This is a genomic window from Mycobacterium rhizamassiliense, assembly GCF_900157375.1.
Classification (GTDB): Bacteria; Actinomycetota; Actinomycetes; order Mycobacteriales; family Mycobacteriaceae; genus Mycobacterium; species Mycobacterium rhizamassiliense.
This window is the reverse complement of sequence record NZ_LT721901.1, coordinates 1,950,417-1,976,890: the sequence shown is the minus strand read 5'-3', so window position 1 is coordinate 1,976,890 and position 26,474 is coordinate 1,950,417. Positions and strand designations below refer to the sequence as shown.

29 protein-coding genes, 1 tRNA gene and 1 other RNA gene are annotated in these 26,474 nt (G+C 68.9%); 14 read left to right on the top strand and 17 right to left on the bottom strand.

Translation table 11 applies throughout. From position 1 onward, the window contains the following. Positions 1-5: 5 nt before the first annotated feature. From MRAB57_RS29135 to ffs, 4 genes are all read right to left on the bottom strand, one after another. Complete coding sequence (locus MRAB57_RS29135; protein WP_245835887.1) at positions 6-446, bottom strand: hypothetical protein; 441 nt, start codon at positions 444-446, stop codon at positions 6-8. After that, a complete protein-coding gene (locus MRAB57_RS09565) occupies positions 404-1,897 on the bottom strand; it encodes a DNA polymerase III subunits gamma/tau (protein ID WP_245835886.1) in 1,494 nt (497 codons plus the stop codon). Before MRAB57_RS09565 ends, MRAB57_RS29135 begins: the two co-directional genes overlap by 43 nt. A gap of 98 nt (positions 1,898-1,995) precedes the next feature. After that, positions 1,996-3,288 carry an aspartate aminotransferase type Ic gene (locus MRAB57_RS09560; protein ID WP_108637912.1) on the bottom strand — a complete coding sequence of 431 codons (1,293 nt, stop codon included), beginning with the start codon at positions 3,286-3,288 and terminating at the stop codon, positions 1,996-1,998. A 54-nt stretch (positions 3,289-3,342) separates the two neighbouring features. Beyond that, positions 3,343-3,439: signal recognition particle sRNA small type (gene ffs, locus MRAB57_RS09555), an RNA gene on the bottom strand. A 79-nt stretch (positions 3,440-3,518) separates the two neighbouring features. Here ffs and MRAB57_RS09550 point away from each other — a divergent pair. Continuing rightward, positions 3,519-3,604: transfer RNA gene (locus MRAB57_RS09550), tRNA-Ser, on the top strand. Positions 3,605-3,709: 105 nt separating this feature from the next. Next, positions 3,710-4,510 carry a lipid uptake coordinator LucA gene (gene lucA, locus MRAB57_RS09545; RefSeq protein WP_077087348.1) on the top strand — a complete coding sequence of 267 codons (801 nt, stop codon included), beginning with the start codon at positions 3,710-3,712 and terminating at the stop codon, positions 4,508-4,510. 18 nt (positions 4,511-4,528) lie between these two features. Here the strand turns inward: lucA and MRAB57_RS09540 are convergent, their stop codons facing one another. After that, entirely contained in the window at positions 4,529-5,272 is a 744-nt protein-coding gene (locus MRAB57_RS09540; protein ID WP_077087347.1) for an enoyl-CoA hydratase/isomerase family protein, read from the bottom strand. A gap of 28 nt (positions 5,273-5,300) precedes the next feature. Beyond that, a complete protein-coding gene (locus tag MRAB57_RS09535) occupies positions 5,301-5,687 on the bottom strand; it encodes a hypothetical protein (RefSeq protein ID WP_077087346.1) in 387 nt (128 codons plus the stop codon). 139 nt (positions 5,688-5,826) lie between these two features. Here MRAB57_RS09535 and MRAB57_RS09530 point away from each other — a divergent pair, with 139 nt between their 5' ends. From MRAB57_RS09530 to MRAB57_RS09520, 3 genes are all read left to right on the top strand, one after another. Next, complete coding sequence (locus MRAB57_RS09530) at positions 5,827-6,303, top strand: lipoprotein LpqH (protein ID WP_077087345.1); 477 nt, start codon at positions 5,827-5,829, stop codon at positions 6,301-6,303. Between the two features lie 103 nt (positions 6,304-6,406). Next, complete coding sequence (locus MRAB57_RS09525; protein ID WP_077087344.1) at positions 6,407-8,128, top strand: hypothetical protein; 1,722 nt, start codon at positions 6,407-6,409, stop codon at positions 8,126-8,128. After that, entirely contained in the window at positions 8,119-9,498 is a 1,380-nt protein-coding gene (locus MRAB57_RS09520; RefSeq protein ID WP_425436734.1) for a CHAT domain-containing protein, read from the top strand. The genes MRAB57_RS09525 and MRAB57_RS09520 overlap by 10 nt, the downstream gene beginning before the upstream one ends. A 2-nt stretch (positions 9,499-9,500) precedes the next feature. Here the strand turns inward: MRAB57_RS09520 and MRAB57_RS09515 are convergent, their stop codons facing one another. Continuing rightward, positions 9,501-9,815, bottom strand: a complete 315-nt coding sequence (locus MRAB57_RS09515; RefSeq protein ID WP_083743600.1) for a hypothetical protein — start codon at positions 9,813-9,815, stop codon at positions 9,501-9,503. A gap of 206 nt (positions 9,816-10,021) precedes the next feature. On the opposite strand from MRAB57_RS09515, the gene MRAB57_RS09510 reads away from it, so the two are divergent. From MRAB57_RS09510 to MRAB57_RS09500, 3 genes are read left to right on the top strand one after another with little or no spacing between them, the layout of a single operon-like run. Then, positions 10,022-11,362 carry a hypothetical protein gene (locus MRAB57_RS09510; RefSeq protein ID WP_077090500.1) on the top strand — a complete coding sequence of 447 codons (1,341 nt, stop codon included), beginning with the start codon at positions 10,022-10,024 and terminating at the stop codon, positions 11,360-11,362. Continuing rightward, the gene (locus MRAB57_RS09505) at positions 11,359-12,486 is read left to right on the top strand and encodes a hypothetical protein (protein WP_077087342.1); all 1,128 of its coding nucleotides are present in this window, start codon (positions 11,359-11,361) and stop codon (positions 12,484-12,486) included. Before MRAB57_RS09510 ends, MRAB57_RS09505 begins: the two co-directional genes overlap by 4 nt. Before the next feature lie 29 nt (positions 12,487-12,515). Next, the gene (locus tag MRAB57_RS09500; protein WP_077087341.1) at positions 12,516-13,574 is read left to right on the top strand and encodes an NAD(P)H-dependent amine dehydrogenase family protein; all 1,059 of its coding nucleotides are present in this window, start codon (positions 12,516-12,518) and stop codon (positions 13,572-13,574) included. Here MRAB57_RS09500 and MRAB57_RS09495 read toward each other — a convergent pair. The 4 genes from MRAB57_RS09495 to MRAB57_RS28790 form a co-directional block, all read right to left on the bottom strand. Next, entirely contained in the window at positions 13,571-13,906 is a 336-nt protein-coding gene (locus tag MRAB57_RS09495) for a DUF732 domain-containing protein (RefSeq protein ID WP_157900587.1), read from the bottom strand. The two genes, MRAB57_RS09500 and MRAB57_RS09495, sit on opposite strands and share 4 nt — an antisense overlap. Before the next feature lie 66 nt (positions 13,907-13,972). Next, the gene (locus MRAB57_RS09490) at positions 13,973-14,656 is read right to left on the bottom strand and encodes a GAP family protein (RefSeq protein ID WP_077087339.1); all 684 of its coding nucleotides are present in this window, start codon (positions 14,654-14,656) and stop codon (positions 13,973-13,975) included. 54 nt (positions 14,657-14,710) lie between these two features. Continuing rightward, the gene (lipL, locus tag MRAB57_RS09485) at positions 14,711-16,012 is read right to left on the bottom strand and encodes an esterase/beta-lactamase LipL (protein ID WP_077087338.1); all 1,302 of its coding nucleotides are present in this window, start codon (positions 16,010-16,012) and stop codon (positions 14,711-14,713) included. A gap of 68 nt (positions 16,013-16,080) precedes the next feature. Beyond that, positions 16,081-16,242, bottom strand: a complete 162-nt coding sequence (locus tag MRAB57_RS28790; RefSeq protein WP_173813879.1) for a hypothetical protein — start codon at positions 16,240-16,242, stop codon at positions 16,081-16,083. Between the two features lie 183 nt (positions 16,243-16,425). On the opposite strand from MRAB57_RS28790, the gene MRAB57_RS09480 reads away from it, so the two are divergent. From MRAB57_RS09480 to MRAB57_RS09470, 3 genes are all read left to right on the top strand, one after another. Next, positions 16,426-16,599 carry a CsbD family protein gene (locus MRAB57_RS09480; RefSeq protein ID WP_077087337.1) on the top strand — a complete coding sequence of 58 codons (174 nt, stop codon included), beginning with the start codon at positions 16,426-16,428 and terminating at the stop codon, positions 16,597-16,599. Between the two features lie 429 nt (positions 16,600-17,028). After that, complete coding sequence (locus MRAB57_RS09475; RefSeq protein ID WP_077090499.1) at positions 17,029-17,709, top strand: cutinase family protein; 681 nt, start codon at positions 17,029-17,031, stop codon at positions 17,707-17,709. Positions 17,710-17,760: 51 nt separating this feature from the next. Then, positions 17,761-18,747 (top strand): SDR family NAD(P)-dependent oxidoreductase, encoded by a 987-nt coding sequence (locus tag MRAB57_RS09470; RefSeq protein WP_077087336.1) that lies wholly within the window; start codon positions 17,761-17,763, stop codon positions 18,745-18,747. On the opposite strand, the gene MRAB57_RS09465 is transcribed toward MRAB57_RS09470, so the two are convergent. The 3 genes from MRAB57_RS09465 to MRAB57_RS09455 are packed head-to-tail and all read right to left on the bottom strand — an operon-like array spanning position 18,744 to position 20,740. Beyond that, on the bottom strand, positions 18,744-19,133 hold the full coding sequence (locus MRAB57_RS09465; RefSeq protein ID WP_083743353.1) for a hypothetical protein: 390 nt from the start codon (positions 19,131-19,133) through the stop codon (positions 18,744-18,746). The two genes, MRAB57_RS09470 and MRAB57_RS09465, sit on opposite strands and share 4 nt — an antisense overlap. A 9-nt stretch (positions 19,134-19,142) precedes the next feature. Further along, a complete protein-coding gene (locus MRAB57_RS09460) occupies positions 19,143-19,544 on the bottom strand; it encodes a nuclear transport factor 2 family protein (protein ID WP_077087335.1) in 402 nt (133 codons plus the stop codon). A 53-nt stretch (positions 19,545-19,597) separates the two neighbouring features. After that, positions 19,598-20,740, bottom strand: coding sequence for an LLM class flavin-dependent oxidoreductase (locus MRAB57_RS09455; protein WP_077087334.1), 1,143 nt, complete (start codon positions 20,738-20,740; stop codon positions 19,598-19,600). 133 nt (positions 20,741-20,873) lie between these two features. Between MRAB57_RS09455 and MRAB57_RS09450 the strand changes: the two genes are divergently transcribed. After that, positions 20,874-21,488: a TetR/AcrR family transcriptional regulator gene (locus MRAB57_RS09450; RefSeq protein ID WP_108637911.1), complete on the top strand. Its 615-nt coding sequence runs from the start codon at positions 20,874-20,876 to the stop codon at positions 21,486-21,488. Between the two features lie 25 nt (positions 21,489-21,513). Here the strand turns inward: MRAB57_RS09450 and MRAB57_RS09445 are convergent, their stop codons facing one another. Then, a complete protein-coding gene (locus tag MRAB57_RS09445; RefSeq protein WP_077087333.1) occupies positions 21,514-21,897 on the bottom strand; it encodes a PPOX class F420-dependent oxidoreductase in 384 nt (127 codons plus the stop codon). 130 nt (positions 21,898-22,027) lie between these two features. On the opposite strand from MRAB57_RS09445, the gene MRAB57_RS09440 reads away from it, so the two are divergent. After that, on the top strand, positions 22,028-23,173 hold the full coding sequence (locus MRAB57_RS09440; protein WP_077087332.1) for an LLM class flavin-dependent oxidoreductase: 1,146 nt from the start codon (positions 22,028-22,030) through the stop codon (positions 23,171-23,173). Here MRAB57_RS09440 and MRAB57_RS09435 read toward each other — a convergent pair whose 3' ends face one another. After that, on the bottom strand, positions 23,174-24,628 hold the full coding sequence (locus tag MRAB57_RS09435; protein ID WP_077087331.1) for an aldehyde dehydrogenase: 1,455 nt from the start codon (positions 24,626-24,628) through the stop codon (positions 23,174-23,176). Positions 24,629-24,637: 9 nt separating this feature from the next. Further along, the gene (locus MRAB57_RS09430) at positions 24,638-25,396 is read right to left on the bottom strand and encodes an SDR family NAD(P)-dependent oxidoreductase (RefSeq protein WP_077087330.1); all 759 of its coding nucleotides are present in this window, start codon (positions 25,394-25,396) and stop codon (positions 24,638-24,640) included. 75 nt (positions 25,397-25,471) lie between these two features. Here MRAB57_RS09430 and MRAB57_RS09425 point away from each other — a divergent pair, with 75 nt between their 5' ends. Continuing rightward, positions 25,472-26,437: a TIGR03621 family F420-dependent LLM class oxidoreductase gene (locus MRAB57_RS09425; RefSeq protein WP_077087329.1), complete on the top strand. Its 966-nt coding sequence runs from the start codon at positions 25,472-25,474 to the stop codon at positions 26,435-26,437. Positions 26,438-26,474: the final 37 nt, after the last annotated feature.

Here is a 26,474-nt window from a genome sequence, read left to right as displayed (position 1 = left end):
CCGCACTAGCTGCCCTCGATCCGGCGGGCGCCGAGTTCGTTCTGCAGCAGTTCGAGCGCGACCTCTTCGGGGTCGCGCCGCGGCGCCGACGGGTCGGTGCGCCCGGCCTCGGCGAGCATGTTCTCCTCTTCGTCCCGTTCGGCCGAATCGGCTTCGGGGACAGGCGTTTCCTCCTGGGCGGGTGCGGGTGTCGCCGCAACGCCGGACGAGGGCGCCGCCACCGCGGGCGCCGGGGGGCCGGTCTCGCAGCGCACCCGCCAGTTCACTCCCAGCGCGTCTTTGAGCGCCTCGGCGATGACGTCGGCGTTGCGCTGTTCGGACAGCCGCTTGGCCAGCGGAGCCGATTCGTGCGTGAGCACCAGCGTGTTGCCCTCCACGGCGCGAACGGTCGCGCCGGCCAGCATCACCTCGGTGGTGCGGCTGCGCTGACGCACCTTGTCGCGCACCGTCGGCCACATCGTGCGCACCGCGGCGGCGTTGAGTTCGCCTGGTGCGGAAGGTGATTCGGCGGCCGGCGCCGGCGATGCGACGGGCTCAGCCGCCGGAGGAGGCGGCGGCGATGCGACGGGTTCGGGGGCCGGAGGAGGCGGCGGCCCGGAGGGGGTTCCGCGGCGGGCTCTGGGGCGGATTCCGGAGCGGGTGTGGGCTCGGGCTTGGCCGCCGCCTTCGCCGACGGCCGCGTGAACCGGGCGGGCTCGGCGCTTTGCGTTGCCCCAGAAGGTCTTTCGGAGGCGGGGATCGACATGTCCAGCCGGGTCTCGATCCGCTCGACGCGCTGCAGCAGCGCGGCCTCGGTGTCGCTGGCCGACGGCAGCAGCAGCCGCGCGCAGATGACTTCGAGCAGCAGCCGCGGCGCCGTCGCGCCCCGCATCTCCCCCAGGCCCGCCTGCACGACCTCGGCGTAGCGCGTCAGCGTCGCCGTGCCGGTCCGGTTCGCCTGGTCTCGCATCCGCTCCAGCACGTCCTCCGGAGCGTCGACCACGCCGCGGCTCACGGCGTCCGGAACCGCCTGCAGCAGAATCAAATCGCGGAAGCGCTCGAGCAGGTCGGTGGCGAACCGCCGCGGATCGTGACCGGCGTCGATCACCGACTCCACCGCGCCGAACAACGCCGCGGCATCCGCGGCGCCGAGGGCGTCCACGGCGTCGTCGATCAGCGCGATGTCGGTGGCGCCCAACAGGCCCAGCGCCCGCTGGTAGGTGACGTGGGCGCCCTCGGCGCCGGCCACCAGCTGATCCAGCACCGAGAGGGTGTCACGCGGTGAGCCGCCGCCCGCGCGGATCACCAGCGGGTAGACCGCATCGTCGACGACGACGTTCTCCTGCTCGCAGATCCGCCCGATCAGCGACCGCATGGTCTTCGGCGGCAACAGCCGGAACGGGTAGTGATGGGTGCGCGACCGGATCGTCGGGAGCACCTTTTCCGGTTCGGTAGTGGCGAAGATGAAGATGAGGTGCTCGGGCGGTTCCTCGACGATCTTGAGCAGCGCGTTGAACCCCGCCGTCGTCACCATGTGGGCCTCGTCGATGATGAACACCCGATAGCGGGACTGCGCAGGCGCATAGAAGGCGCGGTCGCGCAGCTCGCGGGTGTCGTCCACACCGCCGTGGCTGGCAGCGTCAAGCTCGACCACGTCGATGCTGCCGGGCGCGTTGGGCGCCAGCCCTTGGCACGAATCGCACACCCCGCACGGAGTGGCCGTCGGCCCCTGCACGCAGTTCAGCGACCGGGCCAGGATGCGCGCCGACGAGGTCTTTCCGCAGCCGCGCGGCCCGGAAAACAGGTAGGCGTGGTTGATCCGGCCCGCTTCCAGGGCAATGGACAACGGCTCGGTGACGTGCTCCTGCCCCACCACCTCGGCGAAGGTTGCCGGTCGGTATTTGCGGTAGAGGGCCACGGTCAGCAGGCTACCGGCGAGCGCTGACTACGGTCCGGGCCGGGCGTCGACGCCGTCGAGTGTGCGAGCACGGCGCCGTCGGCGCACGCACAACGCCCTCAGTTCACACTCGGCGCCGGGGCGCCCACCCGGGCCTCGGAGGCCGCCAGCAGCGCGCAGGTCGCCAGGCCGTCGACCGCGTCGCGCAGATCCGGCAGCGACGGGAAGGTCGGCGCGATCCGGATGTTCTTGTCCTCCGGATCCCGGCGGTACGGGAACGACGCACCGGCCTCGGTGACCGCGATCCCGGCGCCCTTGGCCAGGGCTACCGTCCGCTTGGCCGTGCCGGGCAGGACGTCGAGGCTGATGAAGTAGCCGCCCTTGGGCTCGGTCCACGAGGCGATCTTGGATTCGCTGAGCCGCTGGTCCAGGATCTCGAGCGCCAGCGCGAACTTCGGCGCCAGGAGCTGTTGGTGGCGCAGCATGTGCAGGCGGACCCCGTCGGCGTCGCGGAAGAAGTGCAGGTGCCGCAGCTGGTTGATCTTGTCGGGGCCGATCGACTTCTTCCCCGCGTACTGCAGATACCAGGCGATGTTGCCCAGCGATCCGCCCAGGAAGCTGACGCCCGCGCCCGCGAAGGTGATCTTCGAGGTGGACGCGAACACGTAAGGCCGGTTCGGGTTGCCGGCCTTGGCGGCCAGCCCGAGCACGTCGATCTGACGCAGGAAGTCGTGCGTCAGGGTGTGCACGGCGTAGGCGTTGTCCCAGAACAGCCGGAAGTCCGGCGCCGCGGTGCGCATCTGGACCAGCCGGCGCACCGTCTCCCAGGAGTAGGTGATGCCAGTGGGGTTACCGAACACCGGCACCACCCACATCCCCTTGATCGCGGGGTCGACGGCCACCAGCTCTTCGATCAGGTCGACGTCCGGGCCGTCCTCGCGCATCGGGATCGGGATCATCTCGATGCCCATGGTCTCGGTGACGGCGAAGTGCCGGTCGTAGCCGGGGACGGGGCAGAGGAACTTGACGCTCGGCTCGTCCTTCCAGGGCCGCTGCGAGTCCACCCCGCCGTACAGCATCGAGAAGGCGACGTGGTCGTGCATCAGCTCGAGGCTGGAGTTGTTTCCGGCGATCAGGTTGGGCACCGGAATGCCAAGCAGCTCGCCGAAGATGGCGCGCAGCTCGGGCAGGCCGTGCAGGCCGCCGTAGTTGCGGGTGTCGGTGCCCTCGCCGTCGCGGAAGTCGTCGCCGGGCAGGCTCAACAGCGCGTTGGACAGGTCGAGTTGGTCGGCGGCCGGTTTGCCTCGGGTCAAGTCCAAAGCCAGCTTCTTGGCCTGCAGCTCCGCGTAGTCCTGCTGGTTGCGGGTGTGCAGCTCTGCCAGGTCTGCAGGGCTGAGGGAATCGAACGCCACTATGGGCCCTTTCGCTGTGGAACGCAGGAGGGACGGGGTCGTACCCGGTCCCCGACATAGGGGACCCCGCGCACCCGACAGAGCCCATTGACCCTTGCTGCCTTCCGGCCCTGGGGGAGTTCACAGGATAGACGCCGCGCGGGGTCCTGCGAGAAGTCTAGTACCTGGCGCATCCGGGCCCGTCGCGACCGCGGGACAGTCGGCCGCCGGCCAGCGGCTACCATTGCCACGGAGGATTCGCCTAGTGGCCTATGGCGCTCGCCTGGAACGCGGGTTGGGTTAATAGCCCTCAGGGGTTCAAATCCCCTATCCTCCGCAGATCGGTCGCCGAAGCTCGACGAGGGCGGCCAAGTGCTTGGATTCGGTTTGCGCTGCCTCTAGGCTGGCGTGGGCTCAGCCACCGGCGGCAATGAGGAGGGGCATGGGGCGCAGGATCGCCATCTTGTGGCACGCGTCGTTTGCCGTCGCTGCAGGCGTCCTCTACTTCTACTTTGTGGTGCCCCGCTGGCCTGAGCTGATGGGGCAAACCTCGCATTCGCTGGGCACGACGCTGCGCGTCGTGACGGGCGTGCTGGTCGCCCTGACCGCACTGCCGGTGGTGTTCACCCTGCTGCGCACGCGCAGGCCCGAGCTGGGCACGCCGCAGCTGGCCCTGTCGATGCGGGTTCGGTCGATCGTGGCCCACGTGCTGGCCGGGGTGCTGATCCTCGGCACCGCGATCAGCGAGATCTGGCTCAGCCTGGACAACGCCGGGCGGTATCTGTTCGCGATCTACACCGCGGCCGCCGCGATCGCGCTGCTCGGGATCTTCTCGTTCTATCTGTCGTTTGCCGCCGAGCTGCCGCCGCCTCCGCCGAAGCCCATCAAGGCCAAGCAGCCCAAGCAACGCCGGCTGGGCCGCAAGAAGGGCGACGAGGCGGACGACACGACCGCCGCCGACGACGAGACCGAGGATGCCGACGAGACCGAGGTAGCCGAGGCCGACGAGACGCAGGCGGCCGAGGTAGCCGAGGCCGACGCCGAATCCGAGGCCACCGCCGAAACCGTCGAGGCCAAGGTAGAGCCCGAAAAGCCGACCGCGGAACCGCCGGACGCCGAGGACACGGCGCTCGACGCCGACGACGAAGAGGCGAAGGGCGGGTTGCGCAACCGCCGACCGACCGGCAAGGGCTCGCACCGGATGCGCAGGCGCACCCGCGGCGGCGTCGCGGTCGACGAATAACCCGCACCTAGCCCGCGATCAGTCGCGGCGGCGCAGACTCTCCACGTAATCCGCGAGGCGCTGCAGCGTCTGGTCCGATCCCCACATCCGGCGAACCTCGTCGTCGATTTCTGCACCCGCGCGGATCCGCGCCACGGTCGGGGCGCGCAGCTGTTGCTTCGTCTGGCTGTAGGCGTCGACCGGGATGGTCCCCAGGTCCGTCGCCTCGACCACCGCCGCCTCGAGCAGGTCGTCGCCGACGACGCGGTGGGCGAGCCGGTTAGCGACGGCCTCCTCGGCTTTGTACAGGCGGCCGCCAAGCAGCACGTCCTCGGTGGCATCGCCGCAGGCATAGCGCATCACTTCGAGCGCGGCGACGGGAAATGCGACGCCGACCCGCACCTCGGACGCCCCGATCTGCGCATTCGGGCTGATCAGCCGGCGGTCGCAGGCGCACGCGACGATGCACCCGCCCGCGATGGCGGCGCCGTTGATCGCGGCCACCGTCGGGCGCGGAAACTCGAACAACGCATTGAACGCCTTCGACAGCGCCGGGACCAGCCGATCGGTGTAGGCGGACCCGCCCTCGACCACGCGGTTGAGGTCGACGCCGGCGCTGAACGCGCGGCCCGCGCCGGTGAGCACCAGCGGGCCCTCGCCCGAGCGCTGCAGCTCGAGCACCGCGTCGGTCAGCTCATCCAACAGCTCGACGTCCTGGGCGTTGACGCGCCCCGACGCCATGGTCAGCACCTGCACCGCACCGACGTTCTGGATCTCGATCACAGTGACACTCAAGCACCCGGTGGCGGCGCTATTGCTTGCGGGTCAGCTTCACCAGGACGACGGGAATGTCGGTGTTCTCGTCGGTGTGATAGCTCGCGCACACCCGGTGGTAGCCGTCGGCGATCTGCAACGCGACGCCGGCCACGATGTCGCCGCGGACCAGCAGAATCGGCGACAGCGCAACGCCCTTCTCGATCTTGGCGAGATCGGCCGCGACGTGCGGGTTCTCCACCGGGAGCAGGCTCAGCTGCGCGGCCCGCAGGATGTCCTTGGCCTTCTTGTGCACGACGGCGCCCGCCTGCAGCCGTTTGGTCAGCTTCTTCACCGTGGCCGCCTCCGCGATCAGGTCGAGGTAGTCGGCCGCCGCCGGAAAGTCATGTGCCTCAGGCTTTTCCAGCCATTTCACGCTCGCCATCGGGAGCTCCCTTCACCGGACTTCGAGTCGACGTGGCGTAGACGATTGCACCGGAAATTGGGATCGGTAGCAAGGCGGCCGTCTTGTACTTGCTCCCAAGACGACGCCAACAGGGCGGCGCACGAAGGAAGGAAAACCCGTGAAACGTCTTCTCGTGGCAGGGATTGGAACCCTTGGCCTGGCATCGGCGTTGGTCGGGTGTTCAGACAACGGGCACTCAGCCGCCCCGGCGTCGAGCACCGCGTCCGTCGCTTCAGGCACGCAGGCCCAGGTCAAGGTCGGTGGCAGCGACCTGTCCGGGCTCAACCCGGCGTCGGTGACCTGCGTCAAGCAGGGCGGCAAGATCGACATCGGCAGTGGCTCGACCGGTGGCACGCAGCAGGCGCTGGCCGTAGTGATGACCGACGCCAACCCCCCGACGGTCGATTCGCTCGCGCTGGTCGTCGACGGCAACGCGCTGTCGGTCGCCAACATGGGTGCCAAGGTCGGCTCGGCGAACGTGGCGGTCGACGGCAAGACCTACACCATCACCGGTCAGGCGCAGGGCGCCGACCTGAAGAACCCGATGGCCGGAATGATCACCAAGGACTTCAACATCAAGGTGACGTGCGGTTAGTGGGTCCCACTCCGGGCGGCGGACGTGCCTTCACTCACACGTCCGCCGCTCCGGGCTGCTCCGGGGCATCCCATCCGGGCGCCGACGGATTTATGATGCAGCCGTGTCGCTCTCCGGCGAATTAGCACGCGCCCGTCGTCTGGCCTTTGCCGCCGACGAGACCGCGGCCCGGGATCTGCTGCTGTCGTTGGTCCCGCAGATCGAGCGCGAAGACCGCGACGACCTGATGCTCGAGGCGCTGGCGCAGTTGGGCGAGATCTACCTCGTGCGCGGCGCCAACGACGGTGTGCAGGAGTCGATCCGGCGCATCCGCGACTGTGTGGCGATCTACGCGGAAATCGCCGCCGGCGTGCACCCCGATGCCGCCGAACGCGCGCGGCTCTCCCCCGCCGAAATCGCCCACCTGATCTGTCGGTATTCGCGGCGGGCCCCGTTTCTGCACACGGGCCTGGCCGCCGCCCAGGGCGATCACGACGGCGCGGCCCAGGCACTGGACCAGTTGACTGCGGGCGGGAGTGAATTCGCCGACCTCGCCGACGAACACGCTTACCTGATCGCCCGCGCGCAGGTCCTATGCGCCACCGCGCTGTGCGACGACGATCTGCATACCCGCTCGCTTCCGTTGTGGGAGCGGGCGCTGCGCGCCGTGGACCGGCCGCGCGAGGGTGGGGAATTCACCGACCACCTGCTGGTCACCGCGGCCACCGCGTACGGCCGGTTCTGCGTCCAGACCGGACGGCTGTCCGAGGCGGAGCCTTGGCTGCGCCGTGCCGGCGCCCGTGCTGAGCAGAACGGCTGGGATCTTGCCACTGCCACAACGGAATTGGAACGCGCCGCGGCGCGCTGGCTGGTGGCCGACCACGCCTCCACCGAGCAGCTGGTGTCGCAGGCCCATCCGGTGATCGCCCGTTACGCCCGGGCGCACGACGTGGCGCGCTGCTGGCTCTACCTCGGCCTCACCCGGATGGCCTCGGGCGCCCTGGAAGGCGCCGACGAGTGCTTCGCGCACGCCGAACAGCAGTGGCGCGACCTGGGCAAGCCACTGCATCTGCATCGTATTCTGTTGCAGCGCAGCTGGATACCGATCTTCTGGGGCCGCTTCGGCGAGGCGGTCGAGATGATTGCCGAGGCCCGAGAGCTGCTCGACTCGTCGCCGCGCAGCAGCTGGCTGCAGTACGCCCAGCTCGACAATCACCTGGGCACGGTGTGGCGCGCGGATGCGTTGGCCGACCTCGGTTTCGACAGCTCCGGCGACCCCGACGAGACGCTGCAGGAGACCGAGGCACGCCAGGCCGAGGGCCTCGGCATCCTGCGCGGCGAAGTGGGCACCCCCGAATACTTCCGCGGCCTGACCAAGCTCGAGCAGGCCGCCGAGCTCAAGGTGCCAGCCGCGCTGGCGGTCGACTCGGTTCGGTATTCGATCACCGACGCCGACGCCCGGTCCCGCTGGGCGAGCACCGTTTCGGCCCCGATTCTGGCGGGTGCCTTCGCCGTCGCGTGGGAGTGGGAGAACACCGAGCTGATCAGTGAGCTTGTCGAATACCACAGCGCTCGAGGAACTTTCAATGCCGAGCCGCAGCGTTCGCCGGTCGGCGAATGGGGTTCGGCGGCCACCGCGACGGCCATCCTCGATGTCGGCGAGGCGCTGGCGGCGGCCGGCCCGCCGACGCAGGGCGCCGGCTCCCTGACCAGGCTGGGGCCGTTGCCGCCGCTGCAGATGCAGCCCGACACGGCACCGATCATGGCCCACTACCGCGCGCTTGCCTTCCAGCGCTACGGCCGCGACGTCATCGCCGCCGAGCCCGCCTGGCCGACGTGGCCGTGAGCGAGCCCGACCGCCTCACCCTGGTGCTGCGGTACGCCGATCTCGGGATCGCCACCTACGCGAGCCTGCGGATCGTGGGGCAGCCGTCGCGAACCGTCAATTGGGTGATCGAGGAACCGATCCTGCTGACCGCGCTGGAAGAGTTGGCCGGCGCCCTGCCCGAGCCACACGACTCGGAGAGCCCGCGCGACGCCATCGAGCATTCGCTCGCCCAAGGCCCCTTGGCCGCAACGGAAGCCGAGCTGACGCTGGCCTACATCCTGGGCGTGCTGCTGATCGCGACGCCGGGGTGGCAGCTGCTGAGCGAGTGCGTGACATCGCCGCGCGCGACGTTGTTCGTGACCCCCAGCGCGCGCCTGGCCCGGGTCCCGTGGGGACTGCTGGCGGTGCCGAAGTCGGGCCCGAGCAAAGAGGAGCTGGTTCGCGCGCGCCAGGACGCCATCACCGCGTCCGGCCGGACGGCCGCCCGAATCCCGTGGCAGCTGGCCGATATCCACGAACACACCGACGGATACCGGCTGATGGAACTGGTCGACGTGCTGATGGCGGTGCCCCCGAACATCGTGCACGCGCCGCGGTCGCCGGCCGGCTGGGAGTCCCGCAAGGACGCTCCCCCGCTGCTGGTGCTCGACCCCCGGGTGCCCGGGCAGCGCCCGGATTCCGCGCTCGGGTCGGTGCTCGGCAGGCCGTCGCCGGAAACCCAATTGGCGCAGCACTTCACCGCGGCCATGACGGAACACGCGGTGCTGCCGGCGGTCGACGGTGCGCTCGAGCTGTTCCGCCGCCAAGACGCCGACCGCGGCTGGCTCGCCGCGCTGCTTGCCGAAGAACCGAGCCGGCTGATGTATGTCGGTCACGCGAGTTCGGCCGACATACATTCGGACCGCGCGAGCCGAGCGGACCGGGCGGCTATCCACTTGGCCTGCACGGCCGGCGTTCCCGGTGATGCCGATGCGATCGGCGATCACCGCCCGCTGACCGCATCCGACCTGATGTCATTGCGGCTGCCGATGCCGCCGCGGGTGGCGCTGTTGGCCTGCGGGTCGGGCGGTGACTACCAGTTCGACGAGGCCACCGGCCTGGTCGCAGCGATGATCCTGAGCGGCGCGCAGTTGGTGACCGCCACGCTGTGGTCACTGCCCACCACGGCGGCCTACCGCATGTTCGCGGCGGCCCCCGGCGCGGACACCGCCGATCCGATGGCCGAGATCGTCGTCGCCGTCGACCGCGCCCACGACGAGCCCGAGGCGGGGTGTGCGGTGAACCGCTGGCAGCGCGAACAGATGCGGCGTTGGCGTGCGGGCGACCTGGCCGCCAGCCCGCTCTACTGGGGTGCGCTGATCACCTTCGCGGTCGACGGCGCACGCTGAGCTCAGATCGCGGCCAACCACGACGCGCGCACGGCGAGCACGTCGTCGGGCAGCGAAAGTTCGTCGCGCGCAGCGGGATCGAACGCCACGAGCACGACCAGCCCCGGACGCAACACCGACAGGTCCGGGTCCCTGCCCGAGCGCGCCAACTTCCCGATGAACGTCTCCCCGGAAACGGCGACCACCTCAATGAATACCTGACTCTCGTCGGGGTCGGCGATCGGTGCGGCGTCGAGCGCGCATACGGTTCCGACGCCGACGGTGGGCCCGCGCGCTGCCCGGCGCCGGGCCAGCGCGATGCGGACGATGAGCGTCAACGCCGCGGCAAGAACGGCGACGCCGGCATAGGCGATCCACACCTGACGCAAAGCGAGGTACAGCACAGCGGTTGCGATGAGCGCGATTTCGGCGCCGGTCAGCAGCGTCGTCAACTTCTTCATCGGTCCAGGCTGTCCGCCCCGGCCGGCTACCGAACCCAAGTTTTGTGCTGCCGCTATTTTCCGAAAGCCCCTATTCTGTGCTGATGAGCGCGGAGTCCCAGCTGGCTACTGCCCCGGAAGGCTGGGCGGTCGGCCACCCACGCCGGTCGGTGATCGAGGCGGCGTGGCGGGCGATCGGGCCCGGCGTCGAGGTGCTCAGCAGCGACGACGGCGGACCGTTGACCCGGACCGTCAAGCGCATCATCGACCCGCTGGTGCTGCGGTTGCGGTCCAACCCGCAGTACTCGGCCCCGGTGGTGGCCGCCGACACGGCCGCGGCGATGCACGACCTGATCATCGGGAGCGCTGCCGAATTGTGTTCCACCGCAGTGTGGTTCGATGCCCTCAAGCTGGAACGCCGCCGACAGCGGATCCGCTCCGGCAACGCCCAGGAACTCTACTTCCCGGTGTGCTTCGAGCTCGCGGTCACCAAGGGCCCGCCCACCCCGCACGATCACGAGACCGCCCCGGCGACGCTTCGCGAGATCCACGAGAGCCGCGACCGCACCGGAATGGAGCAGCTGCATCAATATGTGGCGAGCCCGGATGTCGTTGCCGCACTGGCGGCTCAGCTGGAACGCAGCTGGCGCGACGTGCGGGCCTCGGAAGACGTCTGGTCGAACGCCACCGCCGGATTGGTGGCCGAGCTCGGCACCGTGCTCGGCGCGGCGGCGGGCCATCGCGCCGCGGTGGCCCGCCAGCGCGTCTGGTCGGCGGTGATCGCCGATGCCACGCCGTACAACCTGGGCGCCGCGGCCCGGGACGAAACAGCCGAGCTGCCATGGTCGATCGTCGAACTTGGCCTGAGTTCGGTTGCGCCGCAACGGCAACCGCCAGTCGCCGGCGGCGCCGACAACGATCGCCCGCTGGATCGCAGCGTGGTGAACCGGGTGCGCGCCACGCTGCGGCGCGCGCTGGACCGTGACGCGCTGCCCGACATCCCGCTGCTGTGCGAGGAGGAAGTCGACCGGGCCTGCGCCCCATGGGGGCTGCTGTCCGAGGACAAACAGGCCACGCTGGTCGCCGGCATCGAGGTTGCGGTCGAGCTGGCGCCGCTGGACCGGTCCGTCGCGAGCCGCTACGCGCTGGCGGCGCAGGTCCAGGCCCGGCTGCGCAAGGAGGCGTACGTCCTGCATGCCCGGCGCTACCTGGCCGAGGGCGGGCCGATCCATCCGCGCCAGCAACAGGTGGTCGACGACCTCGCGTCGTATGCGCAGCCGTACCTGAGCCGGCTGTGGGCGCGGCTGCACGGGCGCGACGTGTGGCAGGAGCCCTGCGAGGACGTCGACGACATGCGCTCCCTGCTCGAGGGGGTCGCGCGCTCGGTCAGCCTCGATCACCGCCAGCGCATCAAGTCGATGCTCGAACTGCAGGTGGCCGGATGAGACTGGTTGCCGACGCCGGCCTCTGGCGAACCGATCCCGCCGTCCCCGACACCCCGCTGGTCGCGGTGCTCGAGGTTAGCGGCGCGGTGCTGTCCTGGACCATCGACGATCCGCCGGGCGAAGCGCCTACGCACATCGCCTTCACGAATGTGGCACGCGCCGACTGGCTTTGGCGCGTGCTCGGCGAGTCCGGGCACGTCGCGGTCGCGGCGGCGGTGGCGTCGTCGGCAGAGGCCACCGACCGGCCGCTCGACCTCAACGGCGTCGACATCGTGCCGGGCTCGGTCGACCCGCTGCGACGGCTGGCCATCGGGCATTGGCTGCGCAGATGGTGGCCCGCCAGCAGGCAAGACGGCATCGCCGGCCTGGACCGCGCCCTGCTCGACGTCGAGATCGCGCTGCTGACGGTCGGCGCGCAGGGCTTCTTCACCGACGACACACTGGATTCCGACGCCGCCGAGCTGCTGGCGCCGCACGCCGCGGCCCTGATCGGCCACGCCGGCAGCGGCGACCCGCGGATCGCCGATATGGTGCGTGCCGGCGGCGGGCTCGCCGACGACATCGGCGTCGACTCCGGACGCTGGCCTGAACTACTTGCGGCCCTTGATGATTCGAGCATCGTCCTGTCGTTGCCGAGCGATCGCCGCGACGACTACGCGCTGGCCGCCGGTTCGGATGCGGGCCCCCGGGGTGCGGCCCCGATCGCCCGCGGCGTCGCGTCCATCAGCTGGAGCGCGGTGCCCCCCGCCATCTTCGATGCGGGCGAGGACACGGTCGAGTGGAGCGTCGAGGCGGCCGGCGCCGCGGTGCGCGCGGCCATCATCGGGCCGGACCTGCCGTCCGGCATCGCGGTGCGATTGCGGTCCGGCGCCATCACCGGCACCGGCGTCCTGGACGCCGGCGGACGCGCCACCCTTCCCCTGCTCGACGCGCAAGGGCAGCCGATGACCGAAGCGGCCGCCTGGAACCACGACTGGGCGGCGACGGCGGTGCTCGTCGGAGCCGACACCGCCGAGGCCCGCGAGACACGCGAGCGGGTTCGCCGCTGGGCGCGGTCCCGCCTGGACCGGCCGCCGGCCGATGCGTTCCTCGCCGAAATATTGGCCGCCGAATCCTCCTACTAAGCCCTGCTAAGTTCCCCTATGCTGAGCGAGTGCCAAACACCTATCGCGTCGTTCAGTGGAACACCGGAAACGTCGGCAAGAGCTCGCTGAAGTCGATCGTCAGCAACCCCACCCTCGAATTGGTCGGCTGCTACGCCTGGTCATCGGAGAAGGCCGGGCGCGACGCCGGCGAACTCGTCGGCCTGCCGCCGATCGGTGTCAAGGCGACCAACGACATCGACGAGCTGCTGTCGCTCAAGCCCGACTGCGTGGTCTACAACCCGATGTGGATCAACGTCGACGAACTGGTCCGGATCCTGTCCGCTGGCGTCAACGTGGTGACCACGGCGTCGTTCATCACCGGGCACAACCTCGGCGAGGGCCGCGACCGGCTGCTGGAGGCCTGCGAAAAGGGCGGCTCCACGATCTTCGGGTCCGGCGTCAGCCCGGGCTTCGCCGAACTGCTGGCCATCGTCTCGGCCATGGTCTGCAACCGGGTCGACAAGGTCACCGTCAACGAGGCCGCCGACACCACGTTCTACGACTCACCGGAGACCGAGAAGCCCGTCGGCTTCGGCCAGCCGATCGATCACCCCGACCTGCAGGCCATGGCCGCGAAGGGCACCGCCATCTTCGGCGAGGCCGTACGGCTGGTGGGCGACGCCCTCGGCGTCGAACTCGACGAGATCAAGTGCGTCGCCGAGTTCGCCCAGACCACCGAGGACCTCGTCATGGCGTCCTGGACCATCCCGGCCGGACACGTCGCGGGCACCTACATCAGCTGGCAGGGCATCGTCGGCGGCAAGACGCTCATCGACCTCAACGTCCGGTGGAAGAAGGGCCAGACCCTCGACCCCGACTGGCAGATCGAGCAGGACGGCTGGGTCATTCAGGTCGACGGGCAGCCGACGGTGACCACCAAGGTCGGCTTCCTGCCGCCGCCGTACTTCGAGGCCACCACGCTCGAGGAGTTCATGGACCTCGGCCACATCATGACCGCGGTGCCCGCGATCAACGGGATCGCCGCCGTCGTCGCCGCGGCTCCGGGCATCGCCACCTACGCCGACCTTCCGCTCACCCTCCCCCGGGGCTTCGCGAAGACCGACTAGCTGGACTTGGGCTTGTCCTTGGTCGCGTCGGCGTTCATGTCCGGGCAGAACGTGAGCACCGCGCTGGCGGCGATCACGTTCGCCTGCTTGTCGGTGTAGCCGGCGCTCTGGATCTTCTGCACGGCTTCCTGCGCCGGACCGTCGGCGTGCCGCAGGTCGTGGCAGAGCGTGGTCCCGACCTGGACCATCTGCACCGGGTCCTTGTACGAGATGTTGTGCTGCTCGAGCAGGGCAAGGTACGCCGACGTCGGATCCGGAGCGGCGCTGGCGACTGCCGGCGCGGGCAACAGCAGCGCGGACAGGGCCATCATTGATGTGGGTAACAATTTCATGCGGCTCATGAGGGGTCCGTACCCACGCTTTTCAAGCGGGAGCTGAACAGCCGATTAACGCCTGGGTCACCAAAGCGCGCCGTGGTTGACGAACGCATCGGCCACCAGCCCGACGCCAAACACCAAGAACAGCAGCCGAACTGAGAGCGGGCCGTAGCGGGTGAGGGCGCGCATGATCCCGCGCTGAATCCGTGCGGCGCGCACGGTCCGCCGCATCGAGAGACCGAGAATCAGCAGCGACGGCGACAGTGCCACCGCCCAGTAGCCCACGATGACCAGCGGCCAGATCGGCGGTCGCGGGTGCAGCGCGGCCAGCATCGCCAACGCCGTCAGGTACGGCACGTCGGTCGGCGCCTGCCCGGTGCCCACTGCCAGCCCGAGCGGGCCGAGCACCCACGGGCGATCCCGCATCGCCGCCATCGCCCACCCCGGGGCTGATGACTGCGCCGTCAACGGGAAGAACGCCAGACCGACCAGCACCGCGCCGAGGATCAGCTCGCCCCGAAACCGGATGGCCGGGGTCACGTGGAAGTCGAGCAGATCGGTCAAAAAGCTGAGGCCGAGCACCGTGCACACACCGAATGTGGTGGTCACCGCGAACACCCCGCCGATGAAGCTCAGGGCGCCGGGGATCGGTGAGCGGCGGCTGAGCCGGCTGGTGAAGATGACGGCCGAGACGACGCCCGCGTTCAGCACGTTGAGGGAGTCCAGCAACGCCAGTCCGGCCAGCGCCAGCAGCAGGGGTCCCACGCGCCGGTACCGGACCTACCGTGCGAGCCCGGCGACGGCGATCATGCCTGCAGGCTAACCACCCGATGCCGCCGCCGCACCGGGGGCACGCACCCGCCGCCGAGCTGCTTTGGGGTAGGCCGCGCCCAGCGCGGGCACCTCGAGCGGGCCCTGGTGCCGGGCGGCCTCGATGGCGTTGCGCAGCGGGCTGGCCAGGCCGGCGAACGATCCCATGTCGAACAGCAACGGCGTCAGCAGCCGGTTGTGCACGAAGCCGAACGAGCTACCCGAGGCCGGGTCCGCCCACCCGAGCGTGCCGCCCAGGCCGACGTGACCGAACCCCTGGAGCAGTCCCGGCACCGGCGACTCGTGGTAGCCGAGGTGAAAAGGCATGGGCACCACCATGTTTGCGTCCGGCCACTTGATCCGCGACTGGCCCGTCAGGCCGAGCGCCAACTCCTTGGACAGGAATTTCTTCCGGTCGATGCGTCCCTCGTTGGCCAGCACCGCGTACATCTTGGCCAGGCCGCGCCCCGTCACCACACCGTTGGCGGCCGGCACCTCGCCGTCCAGAAATGGTGTGTCGCCCTGCATCAGGGATTTGATGCCGGGGAAGTACATGGCGCCCAGCGCGCCCGAATATTTCATGCCGGCGACTCGGGGGGCGAGGAAATTGAAGACCGGGTTCTGCAGCTTCCCCTGCGGCATCAAGATCTCCGCGGGCGTCGTCGGCGAGCCCTCCGGGGGGCGGCCGAGGTGCAGGCCGTCGGTGTCCAGTGGACGCGCGACTTCCTGGCGGATGAGCTCGCGCATGCCCTTGCCGGTCACGGCGCGGGCCAGCCCGGAGAGCAGCCAGCCGTATGTCAGCGCGTGGTAGGCCTGCACGCCGCGCAGGTGATCGACGGGCGCGGCCGCCAGGCGCTCCTCCATGGCGAGGTGGTCCATCAGGTCGGTCTTGGTGACGCCCCGCAGGTGCGACAGCCCGGCTCGATGCCGCAGCACGTCGCTGACGGTGATGTCGGCCTTGCCGTTGGCCGCGAACTCGGGCCAGTACTCGGCCACCGGGGCTTCGTAGGACAGCAGGCCGCGATCGGCCAGCCGGTGAATGACGGTCGAGGCCACGCCCTTGGTGGCCGAGAACACCATGGCGCCGGTGTCGGCGGTCCACCGCTGAGTCGCGGACCGGTCCGACCACCCCGTCCAGACGTCGACGACGGGCACGCCGTCGATGTAGACGCACAGCGCGCCGCCGCCGAAGCGGCGGCCGGGGAACAGCTGCGAAAAGATCTTGATGACGTTGGCGAAATGGGGGTCGGCGGCCCCGGACACTCCGCGGGGCAGGCCGTCGTCGGTCGCGAGCAGGGTCGGCGTTGGCATTGCGCCGCGATCCGTCGTGCGCTCGCCGCGCCCTGTCGCCGCCGCGGCATCACCCCCATGTGGTGCCATCAGGCGAAGCTATCAGGATCGCCGTGACCGTCGTCACCAGGCGCTTGATTCGGAGGCGCCTGATTCAGGTACTTCCTGAGCCGCAGCAGCTGGTTGGTGACGATGCCGATGCCCAGCAGCATCAGCACCACCACTACCCCCACCACGATCGCGGTGCTCACGAAATCCATGGTGACAGATCCCGCCGCAACGGCCTGAACGCTTTCACCGACTGCCCGATTTGCCAGCAGTCACCGAGGTAGCCGCCCCGAGCCGCAGCGCGGGCCGGCGGCGGTGTTTCAGAATCGGCCGCCGCGGGGTAGCCAAGGCGGGAAGGCAACAGTGCAAGGAGGGAACGCAAGCGTATGAGCACCGAAGACAAGATCAAGAACAAGATCGAGGACCTTGGCGGCCGGGCGAAGGAAGCCATCGGTAAGGCGACCGGGGACCACGACACCAAGAACGAGGGCCGCGCGGACCAGGCTAAGTCCAGCCTGAAGGACGCCGGCGAGAAGGTGAAGGACGCCTTCAAGAAGTAGGTTTCTCCCTCTCGACCAGCAGGCTTGCTCCAAAAACCAGTAAGCCTGCTGGTCGTCTTCTGTTCTGAGGCCGGTGCCAACGCGGAAGCCGCATCGCTCGGCGTTCGGCTGCCGGGCAGCAACGCCGGGACGGCGCTGGAGTGCATTTCCCGTTGGCGGTGTGGCGCCGCTGCGCCCGGCTCCCCGTCCCGCGTGACGCCGGGCGGCCTCCCGCAACATTTGCTGACGGCCCTGCGCAGCGGCCCGCCCCGCGGCCAACCACGGAATCGTCGCGGGCGGGCGGTTTGCGTCGCGTCGCCCACGGCGTGCCAGCGGTTGAGAATTGGCACAGCGGGGCAATCCTGGATGTCGTCGGCACCGAATATCGAACGGTCGGTTGCTACGAAACGTTAGGGAGAAATGAGCGTCTTCACGGTGGTCAAGAAACGGATGGGCCGCGCCGCGGCGAATGTCGGAGCGGCCGCGGTGCTGGCCGGAGCGCTCGGGTTCGGTGTGCCGGCCCCGTCGGCACACGCCGACTGCCCCGACGTCGAGGTCGTGTTCGCCCGCGGCACCAGCGAGCCGCCGGGCGTCGGCGGTATCGGTTCCGGCTTCGTCGACGCGTTGCGCGGCGACATCGGTGGACGGACGCTCACGGTGTACCCGGTGAATTACCAGGCCAGCAGCGACTTCGGCAATCCCGATTTCCCGGCAACTTTCATCGACGGGATCCGCGACGCCAGCTCGCACATCGAGTCGATGGCGGCCAACTGCCCCAAGACGCGCGAGGTGCTGGGCGGCTTTTCGCAGGGCGCGGCCGTCGCCGGCTTCGTGACCTCGTCGAGCGTGCCGAAGAACGTCCCCGCCGCATCGGTCCCGGCGCCGATGCCGCCGGACGTCGCCAACCACATCGCGGCGGTCACGCTGTTCGGCACGCCGTCGGATGAATTTCTCGAGCACTTCGGCGCACCCGCGATCGCCATCGGCCCGCTGTATCAGGGCAAGACAATCCGGCTGTGCGCTCCCGGCGATCCGATCTGCGGCGGCGGCAACGACGGCGCCGCGCACGCGTCGTATATCGCGAACGGTATGGCGGGTCAGGCCGCAACCTTCGCCGCCGGCCACCTGTAGCGAGTCGCCCCGCGGACGCGCCGAGACGACGCGGTTGCAAGAATCTGCGGCATGCGCGTTCTGATAACGGGGGGTACCGGTTTTGTCGGCGGGTGGACGGCCAAGGCCGTCGCCGACGCGGGGCATTCAGTGCGATTTTTGGTGCGTAGTCCGGACCGGCTGCAGACCTCGGTCGCCCAGCTGGGCGTCGATGTCTCGGACTACGCAAAAGGGGACATCACCGACCGCGTCTCGGTGCGCGAGGCGCTGCAGGGCTGCGACGCCGTCGTGCACAGCGCGGCGCTGGTGGCCACCGACCCCCGGCAGACCAGCGAGATGCTGACCACCAACATGCAGGGCGCGCAGAACGTGCTCGGGCAGGCGGTCGAGCTCGGGCTGGATCCGATCGTGCACGTGTCGAGCTTCACCGCGCTGTTTCACCCCAACCTGGAGACGCTGTCGGCCGACCTGCCGGTGGTCGGTGGGGCCGACGGCTACGGGACGTCCAAGGCGCAGGTCGAGATCTATGCGCGCGGCCTGCAGGACGCCGGCGCGCCGGTGAACATCACCTACCCCGGCATGGTCCTGGGTCCGCCCGTCGGCAACCAATACGGTGAGGCCGGCCAGGGGGTGAGGTCGCTGCTGGACCTGCATTTCGTCCCCGGACGGGGCGCGGCCTGGTTGATCGTCGATGCCCGCGACGTGGCCGCGCTGCACGCCGCGCTGCTGGAACCCGGGCGCGGACCGCGCCGCTACATGGCCGGCGGCCACCGCGTTCCCGTCACCGAGCTGGCGAGCATGTTCGGCGAGCTGGGGAACACCACGATGGTTCCGGTGCCGGTTCCCGACACCCTGATCCGCGCCGCGGGAGCCGTACTGGATCTTGCTACGCCATATCTGCCGTTCAACACGCCGTTCACCGCTGCTGGGATGCAGTACTACACCCAAATGCCGGCCTCCGACGATTCGCCGAGCGAGCGCGAACTCGGCGTCGTCTATCGGGACCCGTTGGAAACGGTGGCCGACACCATCGAGGCGTTCCGCAGCGCCAACGGCTAAGGCTGCGTGGTCTTCTCGAGGCTTCGAACGAAGCCGAGCAGGCCCGCGCCGATGAACGGCACCGGGGCCAGGATGGCGATCAGCGCACTCTTCGTGCCGACGAGCGGCTTGCTGCGCAGACCGAGGGCAAGGTCGGCGGTGTCGCTGACGAGACCGGCGGCCGCCCAGCCCCGGAACTCGCGGCTCCCGCGCAACCAGGCGACACACCCGCCGGAGCCAAGAACCAGGTCGCGGATCCCGATCGTCTGCATCAGCAGCGTCTCGGTTCCCGAGTCGGGCTTGAAGAATCGATCGGGCGCCAAGAGCATGGCGGCGCCGACGGCGAAGCGGGCCGCCGCCACCCAACCGAGCAGCGGGGGTCTTGTCAGCGTCTGGTCGGCAGCCACGCGTCAACCCTAGGGCGTAGCGATGTGGATGCGGTAGGTCCTCTTGTTGAACAACCACTCGCCGTCGACGCGTTTCAGTTCGTCGGCGTAGGCGCCCACGAGCTGCTGGGTCTGGCCGTTTCGAAACCGCAGCGTTTCTTGGCAATACGAGCGTGTGCGGGCGTCCTGACCGTCGATCTCGATGGCACCGATCTGGGTGACGAACGCCATCGTTTCGATCGCACGCCAGATGCCGTCCCAGTGGGCGCGCAGCTGGTCCACGCCGCGGAACTCCCCGCCCGTCCCGAGCCGAATCGGGTCGTCGGTCCAGCACCGCAGGTAGTCATCGAGCGCGATCCTGGATACCGCGTCACTGTAGCTGTCGAATCGCTCACGAATCTTGAGCCGATCCTCGATGGAGCCAGTGAACATAGCCGGTGCCCTTTCTCGTCAGTGCAACCAAAACTATTGGACCGCTTCTACTTTCACAGCTTCTTCAGCCGACGCAGGAGTTTGACATAGGGCGTCGTTGCGGCCGCGCTCTTGGAGAGCTTGGGGTGCAGGGCGCCCATGTTGCCGACGACCAGGCAGCGCAGGCCGGCGTCGCGGAACTCGGCCAGCTGGTCGACGATGTCGTCGGGCATCCCGACGACGAAGAGTTCCTTGACGAGTTCGCGCGGAACCTTCGACACAAACGACAGCGCGGTCTGCTCGTCGATGAGCTGAGGCACCAGGTCCTGCACGCCCTTGAAGTCCGGGCCCATCGGATGTTCGGCGCCGTGCCGCGCCCAATCCGTGCCCGGCGAGTTCAGCGTGAACAGTCGGACCAGTTCCGAGTCGACGATCTCGTCGATCTCGCCCTGGGAGCGTCCGGTGAGGACGAATCGGATTCCCGCCGGGGTGATCGCCATCGGATCGCGTCCCGCGTCCGAGGCCGCAGTGCGCAAATCGTTGAGTTGTTGGCCGTATTCGCTGGCTCGGGTGGTGCCGGGAAACCACCCGTCGGCGTAGCGGCCCGCGGCGCGGATCATTCGTGGCCCGTGGGCGGCAATCCATATTTCGGGCCACTTGCCCTTGTACGGCGTGAGCGCGAAAGTGGCGTTGTGTAGGGGGAAGTAGGCGGATTCGCGGCTGACGAGCTCGCCGCCCGAGTTCCACAGCGCACGGATGGTGGCCATCGCCTCCTCGAAGCGCGCCACGGGTTTTGACCACTCGACGCCGTAGGGCTCGTTGCCCTCGCGTTCGCCGGTTCCGATGCCCAGGATGGCGCGGCCGCGGGTGAGGTGGTGCAGCGTCACCGCGGCCTGCGCGGTGACGGCGGGATTGCGGCGACCGGTGTCGGTGACTGCGACGCCCAGCGTCATCCGGCCCAGCTTGTTGTGCCCGGCGAGGTAGCCCAGCATCGTCCAGGGCTCCACGTGCGCGTCCATCTTGGGGATGATCTTCGCGGCGCCAACGTATTTGGGTTGCCACATCGAGGACGGCAGCACCGAGTTCAGATGGTCGGCCACCCAGAACGAGTCGGCCCCCGCGGCCAACCCGGTGAGGTAGTCGGCCTGGATCAACGGCTTTGGCCCGTATTTGGAATTGATGGTGTTGTGCATGACGCCGATGCGCAGACCAGGCATGGGGACTCCTTCACCGCTGACCCCGACTCGCTACTTAATTAGGCGGTCGCCTAACGACCTGCTTGGGCATATGCTTAGCATCCCGACGCGACGAGGGTCAAGGGACGAGGCGCCGGGCCTACGACAGGACAGGATGGGACACGTGGCCGCACCGAACCGGGCCGGCAATCGCGACACCGGCACCCGCGAGAGGATCCTCGACGCGACCGCCGAGATCATGCTCGAAGAGGGCTATGCGGCGGCGACGTCGCGGCGGGTCGCCGAGTGGGTCGGTGTGCAACGCGCCGTCGTGTACTACTACTTCCCGACGATGGACGACCTGTACCTGGCCGTGTTGCGCCGCGGCACCGAGATGAACCTGGACGTGCAGCGTTGCGCCCTCGCGTCGGACAATCCCCTGCATGAGTTGTGGGACATGACAATTGACTCTCGCGGTACGCGGTTGACGATGGAGTTCATGGCGCTGGGAAACCATCGCAAGGCGATCCGCGCGGAACTGGCCGCCGGCGCCGAACGGTCCCGCGAGGCCCAGATCGCCGCTCTGACTTTCATCCTCCGTGAACACGCCTCCGATGACGCCATGCCACCCGACGTCGTGGCGGTCCTCATCGCCAGCATCGGGCGGACCCTCAGCATCGAAAATCGATTGGGCATCACCACCGGCCATCCGAAGACCTTGCAGCTGATCGAGGAGTACTTGCGGCGCTACGAGTCTCCCCACCCGCGCACCACCGCGACGACGAGCTAGGCGACTGCCTAATTGAAAGCGCGGCCTACGCCGGCGTGATCTCCAGACCGACATGCACCTTGTCGATGCCGCCGCGCACGATCGAATGCGCGTAGAACCACGGCGCGTGGTACCAGTACCGCTTGAGCACGGCGTTGTACACCCGCCGCGTCTCCGACTTCGGCAGCACCCGGGCAATGCCCTCGACGTCTTCGCTCTTGGGCTTGCCCAGCGCCCCGCTCTTGGCGATCGTCACCCTGGGCGTGTTGTTGATCCGCTTGGTCTTCCACGACCCGTCGTCGGTGATCACCAGGAGCTTGTCGCCCTCGGGCACACCCCAGATCGCCGTCGGCTTGGGACGGCCATCTTTGGTGAACGTCGTCAACAGCAGGTACTTGGATTTGATGACGTCCTGAAAACTGGGAGCCACGCGTTTGCCTTCTTCCGATGGGTGGGATGACAGAGCAAATGCCCGAGCCGCCGGTTCCTAAAACGTCGCGGCATCAGACCCTGCCAGCTAGTCTGATGTCCCCAGCGAACAGGGCCGGAAGGGGCGAACCGTGACCGGTTTTCGTGTGGGCGTGGTCGATCCGATTCTCGCCGCGCACCCGGCGGCCGAAGGCTTCACCCGGGCCAACTACTTCACCGCGGTCGCCAGGGGCGTCGATTCGTTTTGGGTGCCCGACCATCTCAACCAGTTGTTCCCCCGCTCGCTGTGGAAGCAAAAGTATTGCGGGCTAACCAAACTCGTACCAAAGATCGACGCCGCACTGGAGCCCTGGACCATGCTGGGGCACGTCGCCGGGCGCAACCGGGTGGGCCGCCTACGCCTCGGCGTCGGCGTGACCGACAGCGGCCGGCGCAACCCCGCGGTGACGGCGCAGGCCGCAGCGACCCTGCACCTGCTCACCCGCGGCCGGGCAATCTTGGGTATCGGTCCGGGTGAGCGGGAAGGAAACGAGCCCTATGGCGTCGACTGGTCCAAACCGGTCGCGCGGTTCGAGGAAGCGATGGCCACCATCCGGGCGCTGTGGGATTCGGGCGGCGAACTTGTCAACCGGGACTCCCCCTACTTCCCGCTGCGAGACGCCCTCTTCGAGCTGCCGCCCTATCGGGGCAAGTGGCCCGAGATCTGGATTGCGGCGCACGGTCCGCGGATGCTGCGCGCCGCCGGGCGATACGCGGATGCCTATTTCCCCTCCTTCCCGCACCGGCCGACGGAATTCAAGCAGCGCCTCGACGCGGTCCGGTCCGCCGCCTCGGACGCCGGCCGCGACCCCGCGGCGATCCTCCCGGCACTGCAGATTTTCGTGATCACGGGCCGCACCCGCGATGACGTCGACGAGGCGCTCGATTCCGAGATGATCCGCGCGTTCGGGCTCAACGCGCCCGACGAGGTGTTCGGCCGCCACGGTTTGCAACATCCACTGGGAGTGGGCTTTTCGGGCGCACAGGATCTGCTGCCGCACGGCATCGACGAACAAACCGCCCTGTCCCACGCGGCCGCCATCCCGCCGCGGGTGATCAGGGATTCGGCGCTGTGCGGAACACCCGATGAGGTCATCGATCAGCTCACGCAGTGGCGTGATTGTGGCGTCCGCTACGTCGTGCTGGGCAATCTGAGCATGATGCAGCGCAGCCTGCGCAAGGGGATGACGTCGGCGCTGTCGTTCGGCCGAATCGTCCAGGCGCTCAAGAAGTTCTAATCAGTTCGCGGTCGCCGCAACCGAAATCGATTGGCTCACCGTGTAACTGTCGATGCCCTCGGTGCCCAGTTCGCGGCCGTAGCCGCTGTTCTTGACGCCACCGAAGGGCGCCGCCGGGTCCATGATGTAGCCCTCGTTGACGCCGAAGGTGCCGGACCGAACCCGGGCCGCGACGCCGTAACCGCGCTCGACGTCGGCGGTGAACACCGAACCGGCCAAACCATATTCGGAGTCGTTGGCGATCCGGAGCGCCTCGTCCTCGTCGCGGTAGGAGATGACGGTCAGCACCGGACCGAAGATCTCCTCGCGGGCGATCCGCATGTCGTTGCTCGCGTCGGAAAACAGCGTCGGCCTTACGTACCAACCGCTTTCGACGCCGTCGGGCAGGTCAGCGCCGCCGGTCACCAGCCGGGCGCCGTCGCTGCGGCCCGACTCGATGTAGCCGCGGACGCGCTCCTGTTGGCGCTGCGCCACCAGCGGGCCGATCTGGGTGTTCGGATCCGACGGGTCGCCCACCGTCATCGAGGCCATCCCGGCCGCCAGCGCGTCGACGAATTCGTCCTTGCGGGCCTCCGGTACCAGGATGCGGCTCAACGCATTACACACCTGCCCGCTGTTGGCCAGGCTGGCCATCTGGATTCCGGTGGCCGTCGCCGCAGGGTCGGCGTCGTCGAGCACGATCGCCGCGGACTTGCCGCCGAGTTCGAGGCTGACCTGCTTGAGCCCGTCGGCGCAGACGCGGGCCACCTCGCGGCCGGCCGCGGTGGACCCGGTGAACGACACCTTGTCCACGCCGGCGTGGCTGACCAGATGTTCGCCGACGTCGCGGCCGCCGGGCACCACGTTGAACACGCCCGGGGGTAGCTCGGCCGCGGCGACCAGCTCGGCCAGCAGCTGTGCGTCGAGCACCGACTCGGGTGCGGGCTTGAGCACCACCGAACAGCCGGCCAGCAGCGCGGGCACCACCTTGGTGACGGTGAGGAACTGCGGCATGTTCCACGGCACGATCGCGGCCACGACACCCACCGGCCGCTTCGCGATCCGAATGTTGTTGCCGTACAAGCCCGGCCGCTCCTGCTGCCACTCGTAGTTGGCCGCCATGCCGCAGAACGCCGACAGCATGGTCAGGGGCAGGCGGACCTGCGCCATCTTGGCGAAGCTGATGGGGGCGCCGATCTCGGCGGAGATCAGCGCGGCCATGTCGCCACGGCGCTCCTTGTAGATGCCGGCGAGCCGGTTGAGTGCCTCGATGCGTTCGGCCGGCTGCATGCGCGGCCACGGCCCGGTGTCGAAAGCGGCGCGGGCCGCTTCGACAGCCCGGTTCACGTCGGTGGGTGCCGCGCAGGCCGCGTGCCCGATGACGGCTTCGCTGTGCGGCGATACCACCGAGATGACCGATTCGGATTGCGGTGCCGTCCACTTGCCGTCGATGAAGAGCTGATCTCTCTCGAACATGTTCCCTCGCTAAGTGTTGCGACCGCCGTTGACGCCGAGGATCTGGCCGGTGATGTAGCTGGCCTCTTCGGAGATGAAGAAGGCGCACGCGGCGGCGATGTCTTCGGGCCGGCCCACCCGCCGCACCGGCGTGCGTGCGATGTGGTCCTCCACGGTGCCGCCCAGCAGGTGTCGCTGCTCGGCGCTGCGCAGCATCGGGGTGTCGACGAATCCCGGCGGCACGGCGTTGACCGTGATCCCGCTCGGGCCGTATTCCAGGGCCAGCGACTTGGTCAGGCCGTTGACGGCCGACTTGGCCGCCACGTAGTGGGCCATGAACGGCTGTCCGGAGTGCGTGCTGGACGACGAGATGTTGACGATGCGACCCCAGCCCGCCTCGAGCATGTCGGGCAGCACCGCCTGAATGGTGTGGAAGACACCGTTCAGGTTGACGTTGATCACCTTGGTCCAGTCCGAGAAGGACATGTCCATGAACTTCTTGAAGCCCTCGACTCCGGCCGCGTTGACCAGCACCAGGATCGGGCCCAGCACCTCGCGGATCGCCGACACGGCGGTGTCCACCTGCTCGCGGTCGGTGACGTCGGCGACGTACCCGAATTGGTCGTCGGTGGGGGAAAGATCGATGACGGCCACCTGAAATCCGTCTTTACGCAACCGTTCGGCGACGGCGCGGCCGATTCCCGATGCACCACCGGTCACCACAGCCGTCTTCGCGACCAACCTCGACCCACCCTTCCTGAGCGATCGCCCAACCAATGGGCTTCCCATGCCTATCACCCCGCGTCAACGGCGGTCAAGTAACGGGCCTTGAATATCGAATGCCGCGCAATCTAGGGTCCGGTGATGGACAGGCCCCCGTTCCGCTTCGCGGTGCAAGCGACCAACGCCGCCGGCGGCCGCGAGTGGCGAGACACCGTGCGCAAGGTCGAAGACCTCGGCTACTCAACGCTTTTCCTGGCCGACCACTACTTGGGCCCGGGTCCGGCGCAGCGCGCCGCCCGCACCCCGCGCCAGGATCTCGCCCCCATCGCCGCGATGGCGGCAGCCGCCGCGGTGACCGAGACGCTGCGCATCGGTTGCCGGGTGTTCTGCATCGACTATCACGTGCCCGCGGTGCTGGCCAAGGAGGCAGCGACGCTCGATCTGCTCTCCGACGGCCGCCTGGAGTTGGGCATCGGTGCCGGCTGGAGCGAAATCGAGTACGGCGCGCTGGGACTCGACTTCGACCGCCCCGGCCGGCGCATTGCCAAGCTCGCCGAGGTGGTGGAGCTGATCAAGGCGCATTGGCGGGGCGAGGAACTGGACTGCTCGGGCGAATTCGTGCGGGTCCACGGGTATGCGGGAAGGCCGCGGCCGGTGCAGCAACCGCATCCGCCGATCATGATCGGCGGTGGCGGGCGGCGGGTGCTGTCGCTGGCCGGTCGCGAGGCCGACATCGTCAGCATCTCCAGCGTGCCGTTCGTGGCCCGCGACGCCGACGGCCTTGACCCGCAGGAGGTCGCGCGGCGCCGCATCGAGTTCGTCCGGGACGCCGCCGGCGAGCGTTTCGGGCGCCTGGACGTCGAGAGTTCGCCCTACTTCACCGAGATCACCGACGACGCCGGGACCGTGCTTGCGGGCCTGGCGAAATCGACCGGCATCGCCGTCGATTTGCTGCGCGACCATCCCAACGTGCTGGTCGGTTCTTCGGAAAGCGTTGTGGCAGCGCTGCATTCGCGCCGCGACAGCCTCGGCGTCAACTACGTGACCGTGCAGCAGTCGCAAATCGAGTCCTTCGCGCCGGTGGTGGCCCGCCTGCACGGCCGCTAAGCCTTGACCGCCGCGGCCTGAGGTGCGAGCATGGCAC

What these genes read in the sequence shown, in the direction of transcription:
- lipL (WP_077087338.1), bottom strand. Translation starts at nt 16,012, where the DNA reads ATGCCAACGCCGACCCTGCTCGCGACCGACGACGGCCTGCCCCGCGGA.
- lucA (WP_077087348.1), top strand. Translation starts at nt 3,710, where the DNA reads ATGGGGCGCAGGATCGCCATCTTGTGGCACGCGTCGTTTGCCGTCGCT.
- MRAB57_RS09535 (WP_077087346.1), bottom strand. Translation starts at nt 5,687, where the DNA reads ATGGCGAGCGTGAAATGGCTGGAAAAGCCTGAGGCACATGACTTTCCG.
- MRAB57_RS09430 (WP_077087330.1), bottom strand. Translation starts at nt 25,396, where the DNA reads ATGGGAAGCCCATTGGTTGGGCGATCGCTCAGGAAGGGTGGGTCGAGG.
- MRAB57_RS09425 (WP_077087329.1), top strand. Translation starts at nt 25,472, where the DNA reads ATGGACAGGCCCCCGTTCCGCTTCGCGGTGCAAGCGACCAACGCCGCC.
- MRAB57_RS09475 (WP_077090499.1), top strand. Translation starts at nt 17,029, where the DNA reads ATGGGCCGCGCCGCGGCGAATGTCGGAGCGGCCGCGGTGCTGGCCGGA.
- MRAB57_RS09450 (WP_108637911.1), top strand. Translation starts at nt 20,874, where the DNA reads ATGGGACACGTGGCCGCACCGAACCGGGCCGGCAATCGCGACACCGGC.
- MRAB57_RS09435 (WP_077087331.1), bottom strand. Translation starts at nt 24,628, where the DNA reads ATGTTCGAGAGAGATCAGCTCTTCATCGACGGCAAGTGGACGGCACCG.
- MRAB57_RS09470 (WP_077087336.1), top strand. Translation starts at nt 17,761, where the DNA reads ATGCGCGTTCTGATAACGGGGGGTACCGGTTTTGTCGGCGGGTGGACG.
- MRAB57_RS09455 (WP_077087334.1), bottom strand. Translation starts at nt 20,740, where the DNA reads ATGCCTGGTCTGCGCATCGGCGTCATGCACAACACCATCAATTCCAAA.
- MRAB57_RS09495 (WP_157900587.1), bottom strand. Translation starts at nt 13,906, where the DNA reads ATGAAATTGTTACCCACATCAATGATGGCCCTGTCCGCGCTGCTGTTG.
- MRAB57_RS09480 (WP_077087337.1), top strand. Translation starts at nt 16,426, where the DNA reads ATGAGCACCGAAGACAAGATCAAGAACAAGATCGAGGACCTTGGCGGC.
- MRAB57_RS09505 (WP_077087342.1), top strand. Translation starts at nt 11,359, where the DNA reads ATGAGACTGGTTGCCGACGCCGGCCTCTGGCGAACCGATCCCGCCGTC.
- MRAB57_RS09460 (WP_077087335.1), bottom strand. Translation starts at nt 19,544, where the DNA reads ATGTTCACTGGCTCCATCGAGGATCGGCTCAAGATTCGTGAGCGATTC.
- MRAB57_RS09510 (WP_077090500.1), top strand. Translation starts at nt 10,022, where the DNA reads ATGAGCGCGGAGTCCCAGCTGGCTACTGCCCCGGAAGGCTGGGCGGTC.